This window comes from Gemmobacter lanyuensis, assembly GCF_014652355.1.
Lineage (GTDB): Bacteria > Pseudomonadota > Alphaproteobacteria > Rhodobacterales > Rhodobacteraceae > Gemmobacter > Gemmobacter lanyuensis.
This window is the reverse complement of record NZ_BMYQ01000017.1, coordinates 401-20,778: the sequence shown is the minus strand read 5'-3', so window position 1 is coordinate 20,778 and position 20,378 is coordinate 401. Positions and strand designations below refer to the sequence as shown.

At 62.9% G+C, this 20,378-nt stretch carries 14 protein-coding genes and 2 pseudogenes; 10 read left to right on the top strand and 6 right to left on the bottom strand.

Going from position 1 to position 20,378, the window contains the following annotated elements; translation table 11 throughout:
- The first annotated feature begins 15 nt into the window (after window positions 1-15).
- Window positions 16-714 (top strand): response regulator, encoded by a 699-nt coding sequence (locus tag IE101_RS18055; protein WP_189635252.1) that lies wholly within the window; start codon window positions 16-18, stop codon window positions 712-714.
- Here the strand turns inward: IE101_RS18055 and IE101_RS18050 are convergent.
- Window positions 690-3,461 carry an ATP-binding protein gene (locus tag IE101_RS18050; RefSeq protein ID WP_189635251.1) on the bottom strand — a complete coding sequence of 924 codons (2,772 nt, stop codon included), beginning with the start codon at window positions 3,459-3,461 and terminating at the stop codon, window positions 690-692. The two genes, IE101_RS18055 and IE101_RS18050, sit on opposite strands and share 25 nt — an antisense overlap.
- On the opposite strand from IE101_RS18050, the gene torT reads away from it, so the two are divergent.
- Window positions 3,418-4,422, top strand: a complete 1,005-nt coding sequence (gene torT / locus IE101_RS18045) for a TMAO reductase system periplasmic protein TorT (RefSeq protein WP_189635250.1) — start codon at window positions 3,418-3,420, stop codon at window positions 4,420-4,422. The genes IE101_RS18050 and torT overlap by 44 nt on opposite strands.
- A gap of 15 nt (window positions 4,423-4,437) precedes the next feature.
- Here torT and IE101_RS18040 read toward each other — a convergent pair.
- Both IE101_RS18040 and IE101_RS18035 read right to left on the bottom strand, forming a co-directional pair.
- Window positions 4,438-4,566, bottom strand: a pseudogene (locus IE101_RS18040) (transposase); the annotation flags it as partial.
- A 21-nt stretch (window positions 4,567-4,587) separates the two neighbouring features.
- Window positions 4,588-5,502 carry a LysR family transcriptional regulator gene (locus IE101_RS18035; protein WP_189635249.1) on the bottom strand — a complete coding sequence of 305 codons (915 nt, stop codon included), beginning with the start codon at window positions 5,500-5,502 and terminating at the stop codon, window positions 4,588-4,590.
- 194 nt (window positions 5,503-5,696) lie between these two features.
- On the opposite strand from IE101_RS18035, the gene IE101_RS18030 reads away from it, so the two are divergent.
- From IE101_RS18030 to IE101_RS18015, 4 genes are all read left to right on the top strand, one after another.
- Entirely contained in the window at window positions 5,697-6,419 is a 723-nt protein-coding gene (locus IE101_RS18030; RefSeq protein ID WP_189635248.1) for an isochorismatase family protein, read from the top strand.
- A gap of 80 nt (window positions 6,420-6,499) precedes the next feature.
- A complete protein-coding gene (locus IE101_RS18025) occupies window positions 6,500-8,578 on the top strand; it encodes a hydantoinase/oxoprolinase family protein (protein ID WP_189635247.1) in 2,079 nt (692 codons plus the stop codon).
- Window positions 8,579-8,592: 14 nt separating this feature from the next.
- Window positions 8,593-10,386: a hydantoinase B/oxoprolinase family protein gene (locus IE101_RS18020; RefSeq protein WP_229804295.1), complete on the top strand. Its 1,794-nt coding sequence runs from the start codon at window positions 8,593-8,595 to the stop codon at window positions 10,384-10,386.
- Window positions 10,387-10,497: 111 nt separating this feature from the next.
- Window positions 10,498-12,000 carry an NCS1 family transporter gene (locus IE101_RS18015; protein WP_189635246.1) on the top strand — a complete coding sequence of 501 codons (1,503 nt, stop codon included), beginning with the start codon at window positions 10,498-10,500 and terminating at the stop codon, window positions 11,998-12,000.
- Between the two features lie 168 nt (window positions 12,001-12,168).
- On the opposite strand, the gene IE101_RS18010 is transcribed toward IE101_RS18015, so the two are convergent.
- Window positions 12,169-13,494 (bottom strand): Nramp family divalent metal transporter, encoded by a 1,326-nt coding sequence (locus IE101_RS18010; RefSeq protein WP_189635245.1) that lies wholly within the window; start codon window positions 13,492-13,494, stop codon window positions 12,169-12,171.
- Window positions 13,495-13,613: 119 nt separating this feature from the next.
- Here IE101_RS18010 and mntR point away from each other — a divergent pair, with 119 nt between their 5' ends.
- Window positions 13,614-14,084 (top strand): manganese-binding transcriptional regulator MntR, encoded by a 471-nt coding sequence (gene mntR / locus IE101_RS18005; protein WP_189635244.1) that lies wholly within the window; start codon window positions 13,614-13,616, stop codon window positions 14,082-14,084.
- Here the strand turns inward: mntR and IE101_RS18000 are convergent.
- Both IE101_RS18000 and IE101_RS17995 read right to left on the bottom strand, forming a co-directional pair.
- Window positions 14,066-15,973: a sensor histidine kinase gene (locus IE101_RS18000; protein ID WP_189635243.1), complete on the bottom strand. Its 1,908-nt coding sequence runs from the start codon at window positions 15,971-15,973 to the stop codon at window positions 14,066-14,068. The two genes, mntR and IE101_RS18000, sit on opposite strands and share 19 nt — an antisense overlap.
- Window positions 15,974-16,167: 194 nt before the next feature.
- A complete protein-coding gene (locus IE101_RS17995; protein ID WP_189635242.1) occupies window positions 16,168-17,133 on the bottom strand; it encodes a sodium-dependent bicarbonate transport family permease in 966 nt (321 codons plus the stop codon).
- A 94-nt stretch (window positions 17,134-17,227) separates the two neighbouring features.
- Here IE101_RS17995 and IE101_RS17990 point away from each other — a divergent pair, with 94 nt between their 5' ends.
- The 3 genes and pseudogenes from IE101_RS17990 to IE101_RS19870 form a co-directional block, all read left to right on the top strand.
- Window positions 17,228-18,142 carry a hydrogen peroxide-inducible genes activator gene (locus tag IE101_RS17990; RefSeq protein WP_189635241.1) on the top strand — a complete coding sequence of 305 codons (915 nt, stop codon included), beginning with the start codon at window positions 17,228-17,230 and terminating at the stop codon, window positions 18,140-18,142.
- A 216-nt stretch (window positions 18,143-18,358) separates the two neighbouring features.
- Window positions 18,359-19,651 carry an MFS transporter gene (locus tag IE101_RS17985; RefSeq protein WP_189635240.1) on the top strand — a complete coding sequence of 431 codons (1,293 nt, stop codon included), beginning with the start codon at window positions 18,359-18,361 and terminating at the stop codon, window positions 19,649-19,651.
- Between the two features lie 616 nt (window positions 19,652-20,267).
- Window positions 20,268-20,378, top strand: a pseudogene (locus IE101_RS19870) (electron transfer flavoprotein subunit beta/FixA family protein); the annotation flags it as partial.

The following is a 20,378-nucleotide window of genomic DNA, read 5'->3' as shown; positions in this document are numbered from 1 at the left end:
TAAAGGTCGCCAGCCATGAGCGCGCATATCCTCATCGTCGAAGACGACCGCGTGACGCGAATGCGGCTCGCGGGGTATCTCCGCAGTCTGGGCCACCGCGTGACCGAGGTCGGCGATGCCGAGGCCATGCAAGAGGTCATCGATATCGATCCCCCCGAGGTGCTGGTTCTGGACATCGGGCTTGAGGGCAAGGATGGTCTGACGATCACCCGCGAACAGCGGGCGAAATCGCGCGTGGGGATCATCCTGCTGACCTCACGCGATGAACAGGTGGACCGGATCGTCGGGCTGGAAATGGGGGCCGACGACTACGTGACAAAACCCTATGATCGGCGCGAATTGGCGGCACGGATCAAGAACCTGCTCTTCCGCATCACTGACATTGGCCGCAGCGCCCCGGTCACGGATGCGGTCGAGGATTTCGGGCCATGGCATTTCGACCGCATCCGCCGCCGTCTGGTTTCTGCCGCACGGATCGAAACGCTCAGCGCGCAGGAATTCGATCTGCTGGATGTGCTGACCCGCAACCCCGGCGTGACCTTCGGACGCCCGCGGCTGAGCGAGATCATCGGCCGCGGTGATTTGCGGCCGGGGGACCGCACCATCGATGTGCTGATCGGCCGTCTCCGCAAGAAGATCGAGGCGGACCCAACTAAGCCCGACCACATCCTGACCCGCACGGGTGAAGGTTACTGCTTCGCCGCAGAAAGCTGAGGGCCAAAACCTGCCTCCTCGGCGCCCGCCCGCAGCGCAAGCATTACCTCTGCGGCCACCGCTTCCAGATCGGAAAGGGCGGAAAGGTCGTCTTCCTGCACCCGCTGCATCAGGGCGCAGAACGTGCTGAGCCCGAAATTCGACGCGGCGCCCTTCAGCCGATGGGCCAGTTTGCGGCGCAGCACAGGGTCTGTTGCAGCCCGCAGGTCCGGCACCGCAGTTTCCAGATCTGCCAGCAAGGCCAGCACGATCTCGGCAGTCTGGTCTGCGCCCATCACCTCCATGTCATCCCGCAGCACAGCCGCTATGCCTTGGGCCAGGGGCGGCAGAGGAGACGCGGGCTGCGCAGAACCGAACAGGAAATCCGCCAACGCACGGGGAGAGATCGGCTTGTTCAGGATGCGGTCCACCCCGAACCGAGAGCGGGTTCCGGCATCGTCGCGCACCAGATCGGCGGTGAGGATGGCCACCCTGGCGCCCTTGCGGTTGATGCGCTGCGCGACCTCCTCTCCATCCAGATCGGGAAGGCCCAGATCGATCAGCAGCGCGTCAAATCTGCTCTGCCCGGCAACATCAAGCGCGGCCTGCCCGGTTTCAGTTTCGGTGACGCTGCAGCCCAACCGTTCCAGATACCCCCGCGCCACCAAACGGTTGACAGGATGGTCATCCACCACCAACACGCGCTTGCCGCTGCCCGGCTGCAACATCGGCTGTGGCATCGAAATCTCGGCCAGAGAGGCTTCAGCCAGTCGCAGGACAAGCGTGAAGCAACTGCCCTGCCCCGGCCGGGTCGAAACATGCAGCGCGCCCCCCATGGCATCGGTCAGCTGTCGCACGATGGCCAGACCCAGACCCACCCCGACCACCCCATTCTGCCGCGCGCTCCGGCTGCGCCCGTAGATGTCAAAGGCATGCCGGGTTTCCTCGGCGGTCATGCCTGGGCCGGTGTCGCGGACGGCAAAGGCGATCTCATGTTGGCCATCCGGGGCAGGATGCGCGGTCACAGACAATGTGACACCACCCTGAGCCGTGTATTTCACCGCATTCGACAGCAGGTTCATCATCACCTGCCGGATTTTCGGCGCCGCACCCAAAAGTGCGGGCGGCAGCGCGGGGTCAATTTCGACCTCGGCCCGAAGCCCCTTGTTTGCGGCCAGAACCTCAAGATGGGCACCCAGACCACGGGCAAGGGCCACCGGATCGAACGGATCACGCTCTGCCTGGTCCTGTCCGTCTTCTGTGACCGAAAAGGCCAGAATATCCTCGGTCATCGCTTGGAGATCGCGCGCCGAGGTCAGCGCCACCTCGAGGCGCGCCCTGCGCTTCGCATCCCTTTCGTCGCCCGCCAGCAGATCCAGCAGCCCGATCAAGCCGTTGAGGGGCGTGCGGATCTCGTGGCTCATGCGGGCGAGGAAATGGGTCTTGGCGCGACTTTGCGCTTCGGCGTCGGCGCGGGCGGCATTGGCCGATTGCATCTCGGCCACCACATCGGCGGTGCGATCCAGAACCGCCGCCTCCAGCCGGTTCCGCAGGTCGGCAGCCTCAATCGCGCGGGCGCGCAAGATGTTCAGCGCCTGCTCGAGACCGCCGATTTCATCCTGCCCGCTGATAGGCATCTGCGGACCAAAATCCCCCTCGGCGACCGCAACCATGCGTTCGGCCACATGCCCGAGCCGGAACACGACCTTTCGTCGTGTCCGTGCCCAGACCAGCGCCCCGATCAGCAAAACCAGCAGGATGAACCCTGCCAATGCCAGCGACAACACGGTAGCCTGCCACCCGGCCGAGGCGACGCCCAGCTGCATCCGCGCCCGCGTTTCGTCACGCCCCAGCCGCGCCTCGGTGATAAGCTGCTGCAACGCGAGATCCAACTGGGCAAACAGACCATCGAGCCGCGTCCGTGCCGCGACCGCGGCAAGACGGCTGGCAAAGATCCCATTGGGTGCAAGGGCTTGTGCCAGCTGGTTCACCTCATCGCCTGCCCGGCTCTGCGCGGTTTTGGAAAGCATGAACCCGACCCGATCCCGGGCAAGGGCCAGCGCCGCCTCAAACTCGGTCTGCAAGGCGGCTAGCTCTTTCGGGTCTGTGGCCGTTGCGATACGGGGCAGCAGACGGTCCAGTGCGGCAACGGCCTCAGCCATCTCGGCAAGACGTTCGTAGGCAAAGAAATCGGCATCTGCCAAACGATCAAGTCCGGGTCGCGGGTCGTGACCCGCCGGCAGGGCATAGAGATCCCAGATACCCGCCGTGATCCGCAGTCGGGCCAGATCGGCCTCGGTGGAGATCAGGGTGGCAAGGCGCGCATCCGCATCTGCCAGGTGCGCGGCCTCATGCTGCAAGGCTATATCCGCCGCAATCAATTGGCGGACAGTGTCCTCCATCTGGCGGATCAGCGCCGCTGAGCCACCCGTGGCCTCCGGCCCACTCGGCCGCCCCAGAAAGACGCGCATTGCGGCCATGTCTTCTGTGATTTGGTCAAGCCGCTGTCCCAGCGCCGCTGCGACCGTCCGGGCCTGCGCGCCGCTCTCTGCCGCTGCCAACTGCGCCGCAAGCGAAGCCGCGAAATCTGCATCCTGCGCCACCCGTTCGGTCCGTTCGATCACGGCGATGCTGGCGGCCAAGACATGCTGCTGGCTTTGGGCAAGGAAGCGATTGACGCCGAACGATACGAGGCCGACAACCACCATCAGGCCGGAGAGGACCATGAAGACCGATTGCAGCTGCTTGTCGAACCGTCTGGGGTGCATAGCCCCTGTCTACCGCCGCTTTCTCGGCGCAGCAATCGTTGCGCTGGGGGGCCTGTCAGCGGGTGCGGCAGCTGCGCAAGCCGATTTGCTTTGCGTGCTGGTCCCGCATTTCAAGGATGAATACTGGCTAAGTGTGGCCTATGGCCTCGAACAACGGGCAGCCGAGTTGGGCCTTTCGCTGCGGTTTTTCGAAGCGGGCGGTTACGACGCGCTGCAAACGCAGGTCACGCAGCTGTCGGAATGCGCCGATCTTGATCCCGGCGCCATCCTGATCGGGGCCGTGTCGTCCGATGCACCCGCGCTTTTGGTCGCGCTCGACCGCGCGGCCGAGGCGCATCCGGTGATTGGTCTGGTGAATGAGCTGCATTCCGATGCGCTGGTCGCGCGCATCGGGGTCGATTGGGCCGAGATGGGGCGTTTGCTGGGCCAGAGTCTGGCGGCGCGGTTCCCGGCGGGTGGGCCGATGCAGCAGGCAATCCTGCTGTCAGGTCCTGCCGAAGCCGGCTGGGTTGCACCCACCGAACAAGGTCTACGCGCAGGCCTCGACGGGTCTGCGATCACGATCACAGCCACCTATGGCGCCGATACAGGCACAGCTGAACAGTTGCGGCTTCTGGAACAGGCCTGGGCCGAACATCCGCAGACCGATCTGGTCATCGGCAGTGCCCCGGCAATCGAAGGGGCCATGGCGCTGTTTCGCGCAGCCCCCCACCCCCCGGCCCTTGCTGCAACATATATGAGCCACAGCGTCGCAAGGGGGCTGGTGGGGGGCAAGGTCCTGGCCGCGCCCTTCGATGACCCCATCGAACAAGGGCGGCTCGCTGTTGACGCCGCGCACAGGGCGATCGCCGGCAGCCTCGGACAGCCACAGATCGGTCCTCAGATCACCGTCTTTACGGCTGGCATCGCGGCGGAGGGCCTCTCCCTGTCGCCATCCAACTACTTTCCAGACCTTGATTGATCATCGCGCGGCGCAAATGTGCCATTCATCGTTGGCTTCGAACAGCACCGCGCCGATCAGGCGCATGATCGGGGCCTCGTGGGGGAAGATCCCGACGACATCGGAGCGCCGCTTGACCTTGTTCAGGCGCGCGATCGCGGTGGTGTCCGCCCTTGCAGCTCTGCGCTAACGGCTTGGCGGCATATGGCGTGATCCGACCTGCTTGGCGACCTCGACAAAGGCCTTGACCTGCGGCGACCGGTTCGACCGCTTCCAGGCCAGAATGGTCTTGCTCCGAAAGCCGGGGTGCATGATCTGGCGGACCTCGACATTGCGGCCCAGAAAGCCGATCAGGCTTTCGGGGTAGATCGTCACGCCCAGGCCCGCCGCGACCAGCCCCAGCAGCGCGAGCGTGTTTGACGCCTCAAGCGCCACGCGCAGGGCGATACCTTCGCCCGAGAACATGTCGTTCAGACGCCAGCGATATTCCTCCCATTCGCGCATGTCGCCCAGGATGATGTCCTGATCGGCCAGATCGGCGGGGCTGACCTTGGGGCGCAAAAGCAGCGGGTGGTTGCGCGGCGTCACGACATAAAGCGGCTCGGACGACAGTTGCAGCGTCTGGAAATCGGGGTGGTCGAAGGGGCCGATCATATAGCCGATATCGACTTCGCCATTGGCTAGCGCGATCTTCTGGCCCTGCGTGCGGATATATTGCAGCTTCACGTCGATATGGGGGTGGCTGTGGCGGAATCGCGTCATGGCCGAGGGCATCAGCTCGGTCGCGGCAAAGGCCATATAGGCCACGCGCAGCACGCCCGACTTGCCTTCGGCAATGCGGCGGGCGGAAAGAACCGCCTCCTCATAGCCGCGCATCAGATGGGCATTGTCGTGGTAGAACTGCTGCCCCGCCTGGGTCAACGAAACCTCGCGCGTGGTGCGTTCCAGAAGCCGGAAACCAAGGCTCTGTTCCAGCTTCTGAATCCGTCGCGTCAGCGCCGATTGGTCAAGGTTCAGCCGGTCTGCCGTGCGACGGAAGTTCAATTCCTGGGCAAGCGCCAAAAAGGTCTGCACATTCTCAAGGCCCGGCAGGTTTCTCACCGTTTTTCGTCCTTTTTGATTGATGCGCCAGGCGCAATAATAATTGCTGACACGCCATTTCCCCTTGGTCAATTCTGCAGGCAGATTTCCTGACAGAGCCGCCCCAAACCCTTGTAGAAAAGGCACGGACGGGCGCTCGCATCGCAGGCGCTTCGCATGGACGGCGCTGCAATAGACAAGGACAGGAGAACGAAATGAGCGACGTCGACACCAAGGAACTGGACCGGCTGCTGCAAGAGGCCTTTGATACCGCAAGCAAGCTCTATCAGCAGCGCGGCTTCCAGCGCCGGGTCGGGTTCGGCAAGCGTCCGGCACTGGTCAGCGTCGATCTGGCCAATGCCTGGACCCGTCCGGGCAACCCCTTCACCTGCGATCAGGAGAAGATGGACAACGAAATCATCCCCGGCATGCAGAAGCTGCTCAAGGCCTTCCGCGCGGCGCATCTGCCGGTGGTGCATGTGACCACCGCCTATGAGATCACCGACCGCAACGCCGATTTCACCGACATGGGTCTGTGGCACAACAAGATCCCGGTGGATGTGGTCGATCTGAAGAACAAGGATCTCTGGGCCATCGACAGCCGCATCGCCCCGGTGGAGGGCGAATACACGCTGCTGAAAAAGCGCGCCTCGTCCTTCCACGGCACCGAACTGGCGGGCATCCTGCGCGCGAACAACGTGGACACCATCCTTGTGACGGGCGTCACCGCCTGCGCCTGCGTGCGCCAGACGATCTGTGACGGCATCGCCGACGGCTTCCGCACCATCGCTGTCAAGGAATGCATCGGCGACCGCGTGCCGGGCGCCGTGGCCTGGAACCTCTTCGACATCGACGCCAAATTCGGCGACGTCCACACCGTCGATGAATGCGTGGCCTATATCGACAGCCTCGCCGCGCAGAAGATCGCTGCGGAATAAGCCTTCCGGCCGGGCCTGTCACCGGGCCCGGCCCCTTCATTCCGCCCGTCAGAGGCGGATCGCCAACAGGAGAGATGACAATGGCCAGAATTGGCGTCGATGTGGGGGGAACGAATACCGACCTCGTGCTGGAATGTGCGAAGGGGGTGTTCTACCACAAAGTTCCGACCACGCTGAAAAACCAGTCGATCGGGGTGGTTGACGGGGTGCAGGGCATCTGCCGCAAGGCCGGGATCGCCCCCTCCGAGGTGGAGACCATCGTGCATGGCACCACCACGGCCACCAATATCACCATTGAACATAATGGTGCCGAATGCGGAATGATCACCTCTGAAGGCTTCCGCGACATCCTGCATATCGGGCGGCACAAGCGCCCCTATAATTTCTCGCTGCATTTCGACGTGCCCTGGCAGAGCCAGCCGCTTGTGAAACGCCGCAACCGCATCTCGGTGTCCGAACGCATCCTGCCGCCGTCGGGCGATGTGGCAACGCCGCTGGATGAACAGGCGGTGCGCGATGCCTGCGCCCTGTTCCGCAAGCGCGGGATCAATTCGGTCGTCATCGGCTTTATGTTCGCCTTCCTGAACGATGCCCATGAACGCCGCGCCAAGGAAATCGTGCTGGAAGAGATGCCCGACGCCTATGTCACCCTCTCGTCCGAGGTGGCCAAGGTCATGCGCGAGTATGAACGCTTCTCGACCGCGGCGATGAATTCCTATGTCGGGCCGAAAACGGCCTTCTACCTGCGCGATCTGGATGCCCGCCTGCGTGAGGCCGGGGTTACCTCCAAGCTGCGGATCATGCAGTCGAATGGCGGTGTTTCGACCGTTGAAGCCTGCGCCAAACGCCCGATCCGCATCCTGATGTCAGGGCCTGCAGGGGGTGTGATCGGCGGGGCCTCGGAAGGCGCCATGGCCGGCGAGGCGAACATCATCACTGTCGATATCGGCGGCACTTCGGCCGATATCTCGACCATTCCGGGCGGCAGCGTGAAGATCATGAACCCGCGCGATACCTATGTCTCGGGCCATCCGGTGCTGACACCGATGATTGATCTGGTCACCATCGGCGCGGGCGGCGGGTCGGTCGCCTATATCGATGAGGCCGGGGCCTTCCACGTCGGCCCGCGGTCGGCCGGGTCCGAGCCGGGACCGGCCTGCTATGGCCGTGGCGGCACCGAACCCACCGTCACCGATGCGCAGATCGTGCTGGGGCGGCTTGACCCCGACATGGCACTGGGGGGCGACCTCAAACTGGATGCGGCGCTGTCGCACAAGGCCATCGAAGAAAAGATCGCCCGCCCGCTGGGCATGACCGTCAAGGAAGCGGCGCTGGGGATCATCAAGATCATCAACAACAACATGGCGCTGGCGATCCGGTCGAATTCGGTGGCCCGCGGCATCGACCCGCGCGAATTCTCCATCATGCCTTTTGGCGGCGCAGGTCCCCTGCATGGCGTGGCCCTGGCCGAGGCAATGTCTTGCAAGGATGTCATCGTGCCGGTGGCGCCGGGCATCACTGCCGCCGTGGGCCTTCTGAAGACCGACCTGCAATATGAACATACCGAGGCCGTCATCGTCGAATTGATGAAGGCAGGCCCGGCTGATTACGCCCGCATCAACGCCGCCGTGGCCACGCTGCGCGACCGGGTGCAGGCGGAACTGGATGGCGATGACATCCCGCGCGATCAGCAGACCATCACCGTCATTGCGGAATGCCGCTATCACGGTCAGGGGTTCGAACTGCGCGCCGCCATGCCCGAAGGTCCGGTCACGTCCGAAAACCGCCATGTCATCACCGACAGTTTCCACGACCAGCATCAGCAGGATTACGGCTACAGCTATCGCACGGCCGAGGTGGAGCTGATCACGCTGCGCGCCATTGGTTCGGCCGCGGTGCGGCGGATCGAGATCCCGACCATCGCCCCCACCGATGGCAGCAGCATCGACCGCGCCCTGATGTTCGTGCGCCCCACCACCTTCGACGACGGCCGCACGCTGGAAACCCCGCGCTATGACCGCACCAAGCTGTTCGCGGGGGATCGGGTGCCGGGTCCGGCACTTCTGCACCAGCACAATGCCACGACCCTCGTGCCGCCCGGCTATGTGGCCGAGACGCTGGACTACGGCAATACCCGCATCCGCCCGGTCGGCGCGTAAGGAAGGGACAGACCATGAACCTGATGACCAACCCCGCCGCCGCCGCCGTCACCGTCGATCCCATCACCCTGCAGGTGATCCGCGGCAGTTTTGAAACCATCGCTGAGGAGATGGGCCATGTGCTCTATCGCATGTCCTTTTCGTCGATCATCCGCGAAAGCCAGGATCTGGGCGCGGGCCTGTTCGATGTGAACTTCAACACGCTGTGTGAATCGGAATCGACGCCGATGCACATCGGATCGATCCCCGGCTATCTGCGCGGCATCGCCCAGACGCTTGAGGATGACGAATGGTACGAAGGCGATGTGGTGGTGCATAACCACCCCTATTACGGCGCCTCGCATACGCCGGACCTCGCCATCGTCGTGCCGGTCTTCTTTCAGGGGCGGCTCGTGGGCTTTGCCGGGAACACCGCCCACCATGTCGATATCGGGGCGGCGACACCGGGCCTGATCATCGATGTCCCCGATGTCTATGCCGAAGGGATGCTTTTTGCCGGGACCAAGCTTTACCGCAAGGGCCAGCCCAATACCTCGATGTGGAACTACATCCGCCGCAACAGCCGCGCGGCGCAGCAGCTGGTGGCCGATATCGAGGCACAGGTCGCCTCGGCCCGCCTGGGGGCGAAACGCTTTGTCGAATTGCTGGAGAAATACGGCGAGGACATGGTCTTTGCCGCCGCCAATCAGCTGATGGACTATGCCGAACGCATGACCCGGCAGCGGATCAGCGAAATCCCCGACGGCGATTATGTGGCCGAAGGCTGGCTGGATGATGATGGCCGCAACCGCGACAAGCAGCTGAAGGTCAAGGTCACTGTCCGCGTGCGCGGCGATGAGGTGGAGGTCGATCTGACCGGATCGGCCGACCAGACACCCACCGCCTATAACGTGCCGTTTGAAGGGTCGACCAAGGTGGCCGCCTATGCGGGCTTCCGCAAGCTGCTGCTCGATGCCGCGACCTCGGACACGCGGGTGCCATCGAACGAAGGGTCCTTCCGCCCGATCAAGGTGACGGCGCCGCTGGGGTCGATCTTCAACCCCAAGGCCCCCGCCAGCGCCGAGGCCCGTTTTACCCAGTGCAACCGCATGATCGACCTGATCCTCCGGGCGCTGGCGCCGGTGATGCCCGATCGGGTGATCGCGGGCTCTTCGGCCTCGATCAGCTTTGCGGCCTATTCGGGGGTGCGACCCTCGGGCGATTACTGGGTTTTCCTTGAGGTGAATGAGGGCGCCTATGGCGGCCGACCGCGGTCGGACGGGCCCGATTGCATCGACAACCTGATGGCCAATACCCGCAACAACCCGCTGGAAGACCTGGCGATGCATATCCCCATGATCTGCGATCGGTATGAGCTGCGCGACGACCTGCCGCCGGGTGCGGGCGAGTTTCGGGGCGGGATCGGGGTGGTCAAGGCGCAGCGGGTGCTGACGCCCGCCTTCATCACCCATGAATCCGAACGCCATACCGATGCGCCATGGGGTATTTTTGGTGGCCATGACGGGGTGGTCGGGCGCTGCACCATCACCAATCCCGCCAAACCCGGCGAGCTGCGCGAGATGCCCTCAAAATTCTCGGGTCTCGCCGTGCAGGCGGATGATGTGATGACCTATTACAGCCCCAATGGCGGCGGCTATGGCGATCCGCTGAACCGCCCGCCGATCAAGGTGCTGGAAGACGTGCTGGACGGGTTCTGCACCCTGTCCCACGCGCGCGAGGTCTATGGCGTGGCCATCGATCTTGACGCGGAAACTGTGGACATGGCCGCGACGGAAAAACTGCGCGCCAACCTGCGGAAACATCGCTGACAAAACCGAAAGGGCCGCTTCTGCGGCCCTTTCCATACCAAGGACGAAAGCGGGCGCCTGAAACCACGGGCGCACGACAAAGACGTTCATTCCAACAACAGGGACTTCAACATGACCGTGATCGAACAGACCGGCGAGAGGGCCGGCGCCCGCACCGCCCTGATCGAAGACAGCATCCTGCCCACAAGGGCCAGCCAGCGTCCGATCGGCTGGCTGGGCTATGCCTGGATCTGGGTGGGCATCGCCGTGATCATCGCCACCTATTCACTGGGCGCCACCGGCATCGGCGGGGGCTTTTCGCTGGCAACCGTCATCCTGACCATCTTTCTGGCCAACCTCGCCATTGGCGCCTTCATGATCCTGACGGCCGATATCGGCACCGAACACGGGCTGTCTTTTGCCGTTTATCTGCGCGCGCCCTTCGGCATCTACGGCACCCACCTTCCCGCCGTGTCACGCGGGGTCGTGGCGGCAATGTGGTTCGGCATCCAGACCTATCTGGGGGCGCTGGCGCTGAACGGGATCGGGGAATATTTCTTCGGATTTTCCAACTGGTTCGTCTGGTACCTGGCCTTCGGCGCGATGCAGATCGGCAATACCATGCTGGGGATCAAGTCGGTCGAACGGCTGGCCGCGCTGGCTGCCCCGGCGATCATCGCGATTTCGGTCTGGATGTATTTTTCGCTCGATGGCATCGCCCAGACCAAGGGGCTGAACATCTGGACCTTCCGGGCCGAGGGGCAGATGTCACTGCTGGTGCTGTTCATCGCCAATATGGGCTTCTGGTCCACCATGGCCATCGACATCCCGAACCTGACCCGCTTTGTCAAAACCCGCACGCATGAACGCGGCTTCTTCCAGCGCAACCGCAATATCTTTGCGGCGCAGCTGGTGGCGCTGCCGGTGACGCAGGCCATGATCGCGGGCATCGGGGCTGTCTCATTCATTGCCACCGGCAACTGGAACCCGATCGAGGTGATCCAGGCCGATGCGCAGGGCCTTGTGCTGGTGGTGCTGCTGGCACTGGTGGTTCTCGCGCAATGGTCCACCAACAATTCGGCCAACCTGATCCCGGCGGCGCTGACCTTCATCAACCTCGCGCCGCGGTCGGTCAGCTACAAGACCGGCGTCGCGCTGGCGGGGGTTGTCGGCACACTCTGCTTCCCTTGGGAGATCCTCGATAACCTCTTTGTGTTCCTCGGCTATTATGGCGCGTTCCTGTCGGCCATCGGCGGCATCATGGTGGCGGATTACTATGTGATCCGTGGCCGCAAGGTGAATGTGCCGGAACTGTTCAATCCGCAGGGCCAATACCGGTATACCGGCGGCGTGAACGTGGCCGGGATGCTGGCCTGGGTCATCGCGGGCGGGCTTGCGGCGATGTGGTCGCAATATGCCTTCGTCATCGGTTTTCCCTGTGGTTTTGTTGCTTATCTGATCCTGGCACGCATGCTGGTTCTGCCGCACCATCCGCAGGCCGAACTGGCCCGCGGGGCCGGGGATGAATTCCTCGCGGCTTCGGTTGGCAAGGACTGGGTTCATCTGGGTGGCGGTCGCTTTGACCGGGTCGATTGCGGCCTGCGTCTGGGCGACGGCGGACGCGAGGATCTCTGACCCTACGCAGCAAGGCTCCCCGCTGGCTGCGTTCAACTCCGGCCCGTTCTTGCGGGCCGGTTCTTTTTTGTCCGGATGCGCCAAGGGGTGATTGGCGATGCCTGCCGTCTGCCCCCTTGCGCCGCATCGTCCGCCCTCTGCATCCCACAATACTGTGGGGCGATGGGGTCAGCCCCCCAAAATGATCGAACTGAGCAGGTTCAGGTTCAGCCCGATGATGGTCAGCGCGACCAGCGCACAGACCGCCGTCAGCCATTTCGGCGCCACCATATCGCCCATCTTCGCCCGGCTTGCGGTGAACATCACCAGTGGCACGATGGCAAAGGGCAGCTGGAACGACAGGATGACCTGGCTGAGGATCAACAGCTTGCCGGTTTCCTGGCTGCCATAGATCAGGATCACCGCAACCGCAGGGGCAATGGCCAGAACGCGGGTGATCAGGCGGCGCAGAACCGGGCTGATGCGGAAGGCGATGAAGCCCTCCATCACGATCTGGCCCGCCATGGTTGCCGTGACCGTGGCATTGAGCCCGCAGGCCAGCAGCGCCACCCCGAACATCATCGGCGCGATTCCTCCGCCCAGCAGGGGCGAAAGCAACGCATGGGCCTGATCGATCTCGACAATCTCGGTATTGCCGCTGGTGTGAAAGGCCGCCGCCGCAAGGATCAGGATCGAGGCATTGACCCCCAGCGCCAGCATCAGCGCCAGCGTGCTGTCCCAGGTGGCCATCCGCAGCGCATCGCGTTTCTGGTCGGGGTGGGTGCCGAAGGCCCGGGTCTGCACGATCCCGGAATGAAGATAGAGGTTATGCGGCATGACCGTCGCCCCGATGATCCCCAGCGCGAGATACAGCATCTCGGGGTTGGTGGCGATTTCGACCGAGGGCGCAAAGCCGCGGATCACGGCGCCCCAGTCCGGATCTGCCAGCCCGATCTGCACCACGAAACAGGCAGCTATCACCCCCAGCAGCGCGATCACGAAGGCCTCGACATAGCGGAAGCCCCGATTTTGCAGCCACAGGATCAGGAACACATCTGCCGCAGTAATGAAAACCCCGATTTCCAGCGGGATCCCGAACAGCAGGTTCAGGCCGATCGCGGTGCCGATCACCTCGGCCAGGTCAGTTGCAATGATCGCAGCCTCGGCAAAAATCCAGAGCGGGAAAGACACCCAGCGCGGATAGGCATCCCGGCAGGCTTGCGCCAGATCACGCCCCGAGGCGATGGCCAGCCGCGCGCAAAGCGATTGCAGCAGGATCGCCATGATGTTCGACAAGAGCGCAACAAAGAGCAACGTATAGCCAAACTTCGCCCCCCCGGCGAGCGACGTGGCCCAGTTGCCCGGGTCCATATAGCCCACCGCAACCAGATAGCCCGGCCCGACAAAGGCTAGAAACCGGCGGAAGGGCGAGGCGCCACTGGGAACGACGACAGAGCGGAACACCTCGGACAGGGAGGGTTCGTCGCGGTTTTGCCGCCAGGCATTGCTGGTCATCTTGGATCGTGCCCCCGTCAATGGGTCGAGTTGTTGGTTGATGCATGAAAAGTTAGACGGTGCTAACTTGATACCGCCCCCCCTTTCGTGTCAAGAGTGTTCTTCGACCGGAGTGTGCCATGAAACCAGTTCCCGCCCCCCTTTCCGCCGAGGACGATCTGCGGAGCGCCGAAACGCAGGCTGGCGCCTTTCAGGCCGTGCGCGAAGCCCGGCGGAGCGAGCTGGCCGAAGATTACGTCGAACTGATCGCCGAGCTGATCGCCCATTTCGGCGAGGCCCGCCCGGTGGACATCGCATCGCGGCTGGGCGTGACGGCGCCGACGGTGGCCAAGACGTTGGACCGGCTGGCGCGGGACGGGCTGGTGATGCGCGCGCGCTACCGTTCGGTCTTTCTGACGGATCAGGGCCGCGCCCTGGCCGAGGAATGTCGGGTCCGCCATGACATCGTCGTGCGCTTTCTGATCCGGCTTGGGCTGGATGCCGAAACCGCGGAACAGGATGCCGAGGGCATCGAGCACCATGTCAGCGCCCGGACGCTGGCCCTGTTTGCGGCCTTTGCCGAAAGGCGCGGTCAGCCCGAAACGCGCTGAAGACGGGGAACTGCCAAGTCCGACGGTGTTCCGGTCAGATCCGGCAGGTCCAGTGTCAGAATGGCGAAATCATCCTCGATCTGAAACCTGGCAGACCCGCCCAAAGCCTTTGCAACCTGGCGCACGATGAACAGCCCCAGCCCGCTGCCGCTTGTGGCAAGAACATGCGGGTCACGGTAGAACTTGTCGAAGACGCGCCCGGCATCGGGTGCAGGACCGGCCAGCCGTTCATTTCGGACAGTGATCCTGACCCCCGCCCGATCGGCCAAGGGCGCGATCTGCAACTGGATCGGGGTATCTTCTGGTGAATATTTTATCGCGTTTTCAAGGATATGCGTCAGCGTGACCCGGATCAGGTCGGGGTCTGTCGTCAAGAAGATCGGCTCTTGCAGCCCGTCATCCGCGATCCGGCGCTGGCCGTGGAACTGTTCGCGCAGGCCCAGAACAACCTCTGTCAAATCGAGCTTCCGGGGGCTGATTGCCAACTGCCCGGCCTGAATGCGGTCCGTATCAAGGCAATGGCGGATCACGCGATCCAGCCCATTGATTGCCTTGTCGATGCGGCGGGCATTGCGATCGGAAATCGTCTCGCGCGTCAGGGCAAGCCGGATGATGGCAAGCGAGGTTCCCACCTCATGCGACAGCATCCAGGTCAGATTGCGCTGCGCCTCGAGGCTCTGGCTTTGAACGCGACGTTCGGTTTCCGCATCGCGCATGCGTTCGGACGCCACCTCGGCCAGCCGCCGTTCCCGCAGGGTCTGATAGGCGAGCATCGCCATGATGAGCGCAAGGTTCACCGTCCCTTGCAACATGATGGCCTGAAATGAGATCGACAGAGGCGCGGTCCAGCCCAACATGGGCAATAGCCAGATACAAATGGACAATACGAGCGCGCTATAGACCGTGCGCAACATGCCGACCGATACGACCGAGGGCGCCTTTGCCGTCCAAGCCATGACGGCCATCAGTACGACAAAGATCGCCGACAGGATGGTGCGGAACTGCATCGCCAGCATCACGTCCTGAAAAAACAGGATCGGCACGGCGAAAAGGCCCAGAACCGCCACCCCCGTCGCGGTCCAGAAGGCCCATGCGGCGGGACGGAACCGACGGACCAGCGCAATGTGGAAGAACATGTCCACAAGAAAGCTTGCTGACCCGAGGACTGAATAGATGCGGTCCGTCGGGGTGCCCGGCAGCAGAACCGAAGTATAGCCGTTGAAGGTCACTGCCTCCGCCAGCCAGAGCATTTGGGTCAGGCAAAAGCCCAGAAAAATGCGCTGACGCGAAACGGCATAGAGCAAAAGGCACAACGCAATCGCCATCAGGACCAAGCCGAAAATCGCCGCATCAAGGATCATGTGCCGGTGTTCCGACAAAAGCCCTTGTTCAATGGGACGGGCGGCGATGTTGATCCCCGTGGTTCCGGTCGTCAGGATCCGCAGATAAAGCGGTTGGCCGGTCTGCTCGGGCTCGATCCGGAACGCCAGAAACGGAGATCGCCAGGGCCGCTCGGCATAGGGGACGGTGTCACCGCTTTCGGTGGTGTGCCAGACACCGGCCTTGTCACGCCGGAGGAGACGGACGTGGTCCAGGTTCGGAATCTCGATCGACAGCAGCAAGGGCACGGCCGAGGGGCGCAATTCGACCCGAACCCAATGGGCGGCCCGCGAAAACCCCAAGGCCAGCTGATGGTCATAGGATTGGAAAGGACCGGCGCGGACGGAATCGGGTGTAAAATTCGCGGCCGGATCTTGCAGCAGGCCGAGCCGCTCGATCCAGTCATCGGCGGCCTGCAGCGGACCGGCGGCCAGCCCGAGCCAGAAGGCCAGGGCCAGCAGGATGCGCTCAAGATCCGCGACCAATGCTTTGCGCACCGGAACTGCCATGCTGTCTTCGGCCTCTGTTACTCCGAACGTCTGGCCCGCCGGGGCGCAGACAACATGCCTCCGGTAATCGCTTCGCAGCCCTGTGTCACCCCGGGGTTGGGGATCATAACCATAAGATAGTCGTGGCACTGCGACGGTGTCCGACCAAGCTGGCCGGGCAGGAAGCGGCGCCCCTGCCCGGCCAGCCATGGCGATCACATCCCCGCAAGCGTAAGGTAGAGTGGCAGGCCGAATGTGATGTTGAAGGGGAAAGTCACCCCCAGCGAAAGGGTCAGATAGACCCCCGGCTGCGCCTGCGGCAGGGCGATCCGCATGGCCGCCGGAACCGCGATGTAAGAGGCAGACGCAGCCAGAACGGTCAGCAGGAACAGGCTTCCCGGTTGCAGCCCGATCAGATGCCCGGCCGCGCAGCCCATAAGCCCGCCGGTCAGCGGCATGACCACGCCGAACCCGAACAGGCCGGGCGTCAGCAGATGGCGGTTCTTCAGAAGGCTGCGCCCGGCGGAAAGCCCCATGTCGAGCAGGAAAAGGCAAAGGATGCCGGTGAACGGTGTGACGACGAAGGGCGCGATCATCTTCATGCCCTTGTCCTGGGTAACGAAGCCGATGGCAAATGCGCCCAGAAGCAGCAGGATCGAACCATTTGCTAGAAGTTCGCGCATCGGCACCGAACCGCTTTTCCCCTGCCCCGCAACCCGGTGGGCGATCCAGAGTCCGGACAGGATGGCCGGAACCTCCATCGCGGCGGCAACGGCGACCATATATCCATCCGAGGCGATCCCCCGCAGATCCAGGAGGCTGGTCGCGGCAACGAAGGTCACGATCGACACCGATCCGTAATGCGCCGCGACGGCGGCGGCATTGGTGCGGTCAAGCTGCGTCATGATCCGCAGCAGCGCGAAGGCAATGAAGGGAATGGCAAAGGAAAGCAGCACCCCCACGCCGATGGCCGCGAAGAGATCGGGCTTCAGCCCATGATCGGCAAGGCTGTGTCCACCTTTGAACCCGATCGACAGCAGCAGGTAAAGCGACATGAACCGGGCCGCGCCTTCGGGAATGGACAGGTCGCTGCGGATAAGGGCGGCCAGCAGGCCGAGAACGAAAAACAGGATGGTCGGGACCAGAAGGTTCCCCGCCAACATGTCGAGAGCATTGGGCATTTGCGCACTCCTAAACGGTTGGCGTGCTGTTGCCCCAAATTTGGCCATAGGATAAATACTATCACCAGCCATAAAATATAGGATAAAACTATAGATGCGGCCTAGCCTTCGGCAGCTTGAATATGTCGTCACGGTTCATCGTCTCGGCCGGTTCAGTCTGGCCGCCGAAGTCCTGCATGTCAGCCAGCCCAGCCTTTCGGCGCAGATTGCCCAGGTTGAGGCTGATCTTGGCGTTCGGCTTTTTGAGCGCGGGCGCGCAGGCGCCGTAGCGACTGCCAAGGGCGAGGAATTTGTCCGCCGCGCGCAGCGCATTCTCGCCGAGGTTGAAAATCTTCGGGGCGCGATGACTTCGGCCCTGCCCTTTGCGGGGCGGCTTCGGCTTGGGGTTCTGCCCTCGATCGGGCCTTATCTTCTGCCGCAAGTGGTGCAACGGTTGCACGGCACCCTGCCTGACCTGCGTATTCTGGTGCGCGAAGAAAACACCCGCAATCTTGAAGACGGTCTGAAGACCGGGCGTCTCGACGCGATCATTTCCACGCCCGAAGACCATCCCAACACCATTCAGAAGCGGCTTTTCAACGAAAAGCTCTGGGTTGCCGTGGCAACGGACGATCCGCTGGCCGGGCAGGCCGAAATCGGCCCCGAAGCGCTGACGGGGCGCCGTTTGCTGACGCTTGACCGCGGCCATCGGCTGTCACGGATCGTCTACGCCTTGGCTGCGGCTTGTGGCGGCGTGGTGTCGGACGATTATGAAGGCACAAGCCTCGATTCCATTCTTCTGATGGCGGCGACGGGCACAGGCGTTGCCGTCCTGCCCGAACTTTTCGCCCGCAGGCAGGCGATCTACCGCGAAGAGGTGGTGGTTGCGCCGCTGCGGATGGTCGATGCTCATCGGGATATCGCCCTGCTTTTTCCGGTCGGCACCGATGAGGAGGCGGGCTTTGCCCAGTTGACCGAGGCGTTGCGGCGTGCGGCGGCCTCTTTCGGGCTGCAACCCTTGGCGGGTTGAAACAGATTCGTGCCGAAGTGCGGCTGTGTCTGTTCCCCTCCGGCGGGGCGATCCCCCGCCCGGAGTTCAGTTAACTCTTTGATCTTTTGGTCTTTCCTGCGATGGAAATCCGCGCAACAGTCGCTAAATGAATTTGTTGCAAAATAATACTATTGAAAGTAACAATTTGGTCAGGCGGCAGGTCAGGAGGACGTTGCCGCGCGGGAGGGATATACCATGACGACGACGATCGGCGCCAAATCGGCACCCGCCGTGGGACGCCTGCGCCTTATCAGCGCCTGCACCATCGGCAATGCGCTCGAATTCTACGATTTCGTGATCTACAGCTTCTTTGCGGCCACCATCGGTGCCCTGTTCTTTCCGGCACAGGATCCGACGGTGCAGCTACTGTTGTCCTTTGCGACCTACGGCGTAGGCTTTTTCCTGCGCCCGCTCGGGGGGATGATCCTCGGCTCTTACGCTGATCGGCGGGGACGCAAATCGGCCACGCTTTTGACCCTGTTCCTGATGGCCATTGGTACCGGCATGATCGGTCTTGCCCCGACGTATGACCAGATCGGGCTTTTCGGACCGGTCATGTTGGTTCTGGGCCGCCTGATCCAAGGCTTCTCGGCCGGGGGTGAGATCGGTGCTTCGACGACCCTGCTGGCAGAATATGCGCCGCCGCAGGAACGCGGCTTCTTCGGCAGCTGGCAGATGGCCAGCCAAGGTGCCGCGGTGATGCTTGCGGCTGGTCTTGCGCTGACGCTCAACACCAGCCTCTCCACGGAACAGTTGCAATCCTGGGGCTGGCGCGTGCCTTTCCTTCTGGGTGTGATGATCGTGCCGGTTGGGCTGTGGCTGCGCCGCGCCCTGAAGGAAACCCATGCCAATGAAACACAGCCCAAGACCCGCGAGGTGAGCTCGCTCGGCCTCGCCCTGCGGTCGCATCTGGGCAAAATCACCCTTGGGACAACGCTGATCATTGGTGGCACCGCGGCGAATGCGGTGGTGGTGCTCTACATGTCGACCTATGCGATCCGTCAACTCGGCATGGCGCCGACCACCGCGCTGATGGCCGGGATTACCGCCGGCTGCGTGACCTTCCTTGTGTCGCCGATTGCAGGCATGCTGTCGGATCGGCTGGGCCGCCGCACGGTGATCGGGGTCAGCTACGCCCTTCTCGCGCTGCTGATCTGGCCGGGCTTCCTGATGCTGAATGCCGTGCCGACGGTCGGCACCCTGCTGACCGTGGTTGTCGTGCTGGGTGCGCTGAACGCAGGTGGTGCGGCGCCGGTGATCCTGACGGTTGCGGAAATCTTCCCGGTCGAGGTGCGCGCCACCGGCATGTCGCTGGTCTATGCCCTGGGTGTCGCGGTGTTCGGCGGTTTCGGGCAGTTCATCGTGACCTGGCTGATTGCCGCGACCGGCGATCCCCTCGCCCCGGCGTGGTATGTGATCGTCTGCTGTGTAGCGACGCTTCTGGCCCTGCGAAAGATACCCGAAATGTCGGGCGTCCGTCTCACCTGAGAAAGATCTGAAACGGCGGGGGCTTCCCCGCCGTTGGTTTTTCTGGGCCTGCTATCGGCCGCCCTCCGGGGCGGCTTTGTCATTTGTGCATCACCGCAGACCTCGTCATCTTCAATGTCGCAATCGCGCCGAAATATGCAAGGCGGGTGGCAGTCTGAATCTATCCGAACGGAAAATAGACACTTGTGTTTACTTCATTGACCATAGTGTCTTTATCCGATAGATCATCACGACGAAGCCCGAAGATTCGGGTTGCCCCTGTAAATGACCTCGCATCGCCACTGTCCGAATTTACTGCCATGATTTCGCTGCTGTCAGACGACCTGAAAGAAAGTCCTTGGCTTGGGCAATCGTCAAAGCCCGGAAGGGGTTTATTGTGTGTGCCGAGGCTATCATCAGGCAGGATTTGTTTGTCGCGGCCAGGTCGCCGGGGCTTTGCGTCAGAGGCTGCAAGACAAACCGGCCATCTGGCGCATTTGCCGCCCGTTCAAAATCGCACCTCGAAGCGACACCGCCCTTCAACGGGTCAAGCGCTTTTGCGAGCAACTCTAACCCGCCGCGAAGCTACATGCTCTATGTGGCGTACCCCTGACACCCTAGCTGTGGAGACCGCCTTATGAAGGTATTGGTGCCTGTGAAGCGCGTGATTGACTACAACGTGAAGGTTCGCGTGAAGGCGGACGGGAGCGGGGTTGATCTTGCGAATGTGAAGATGTCGATGAACCCG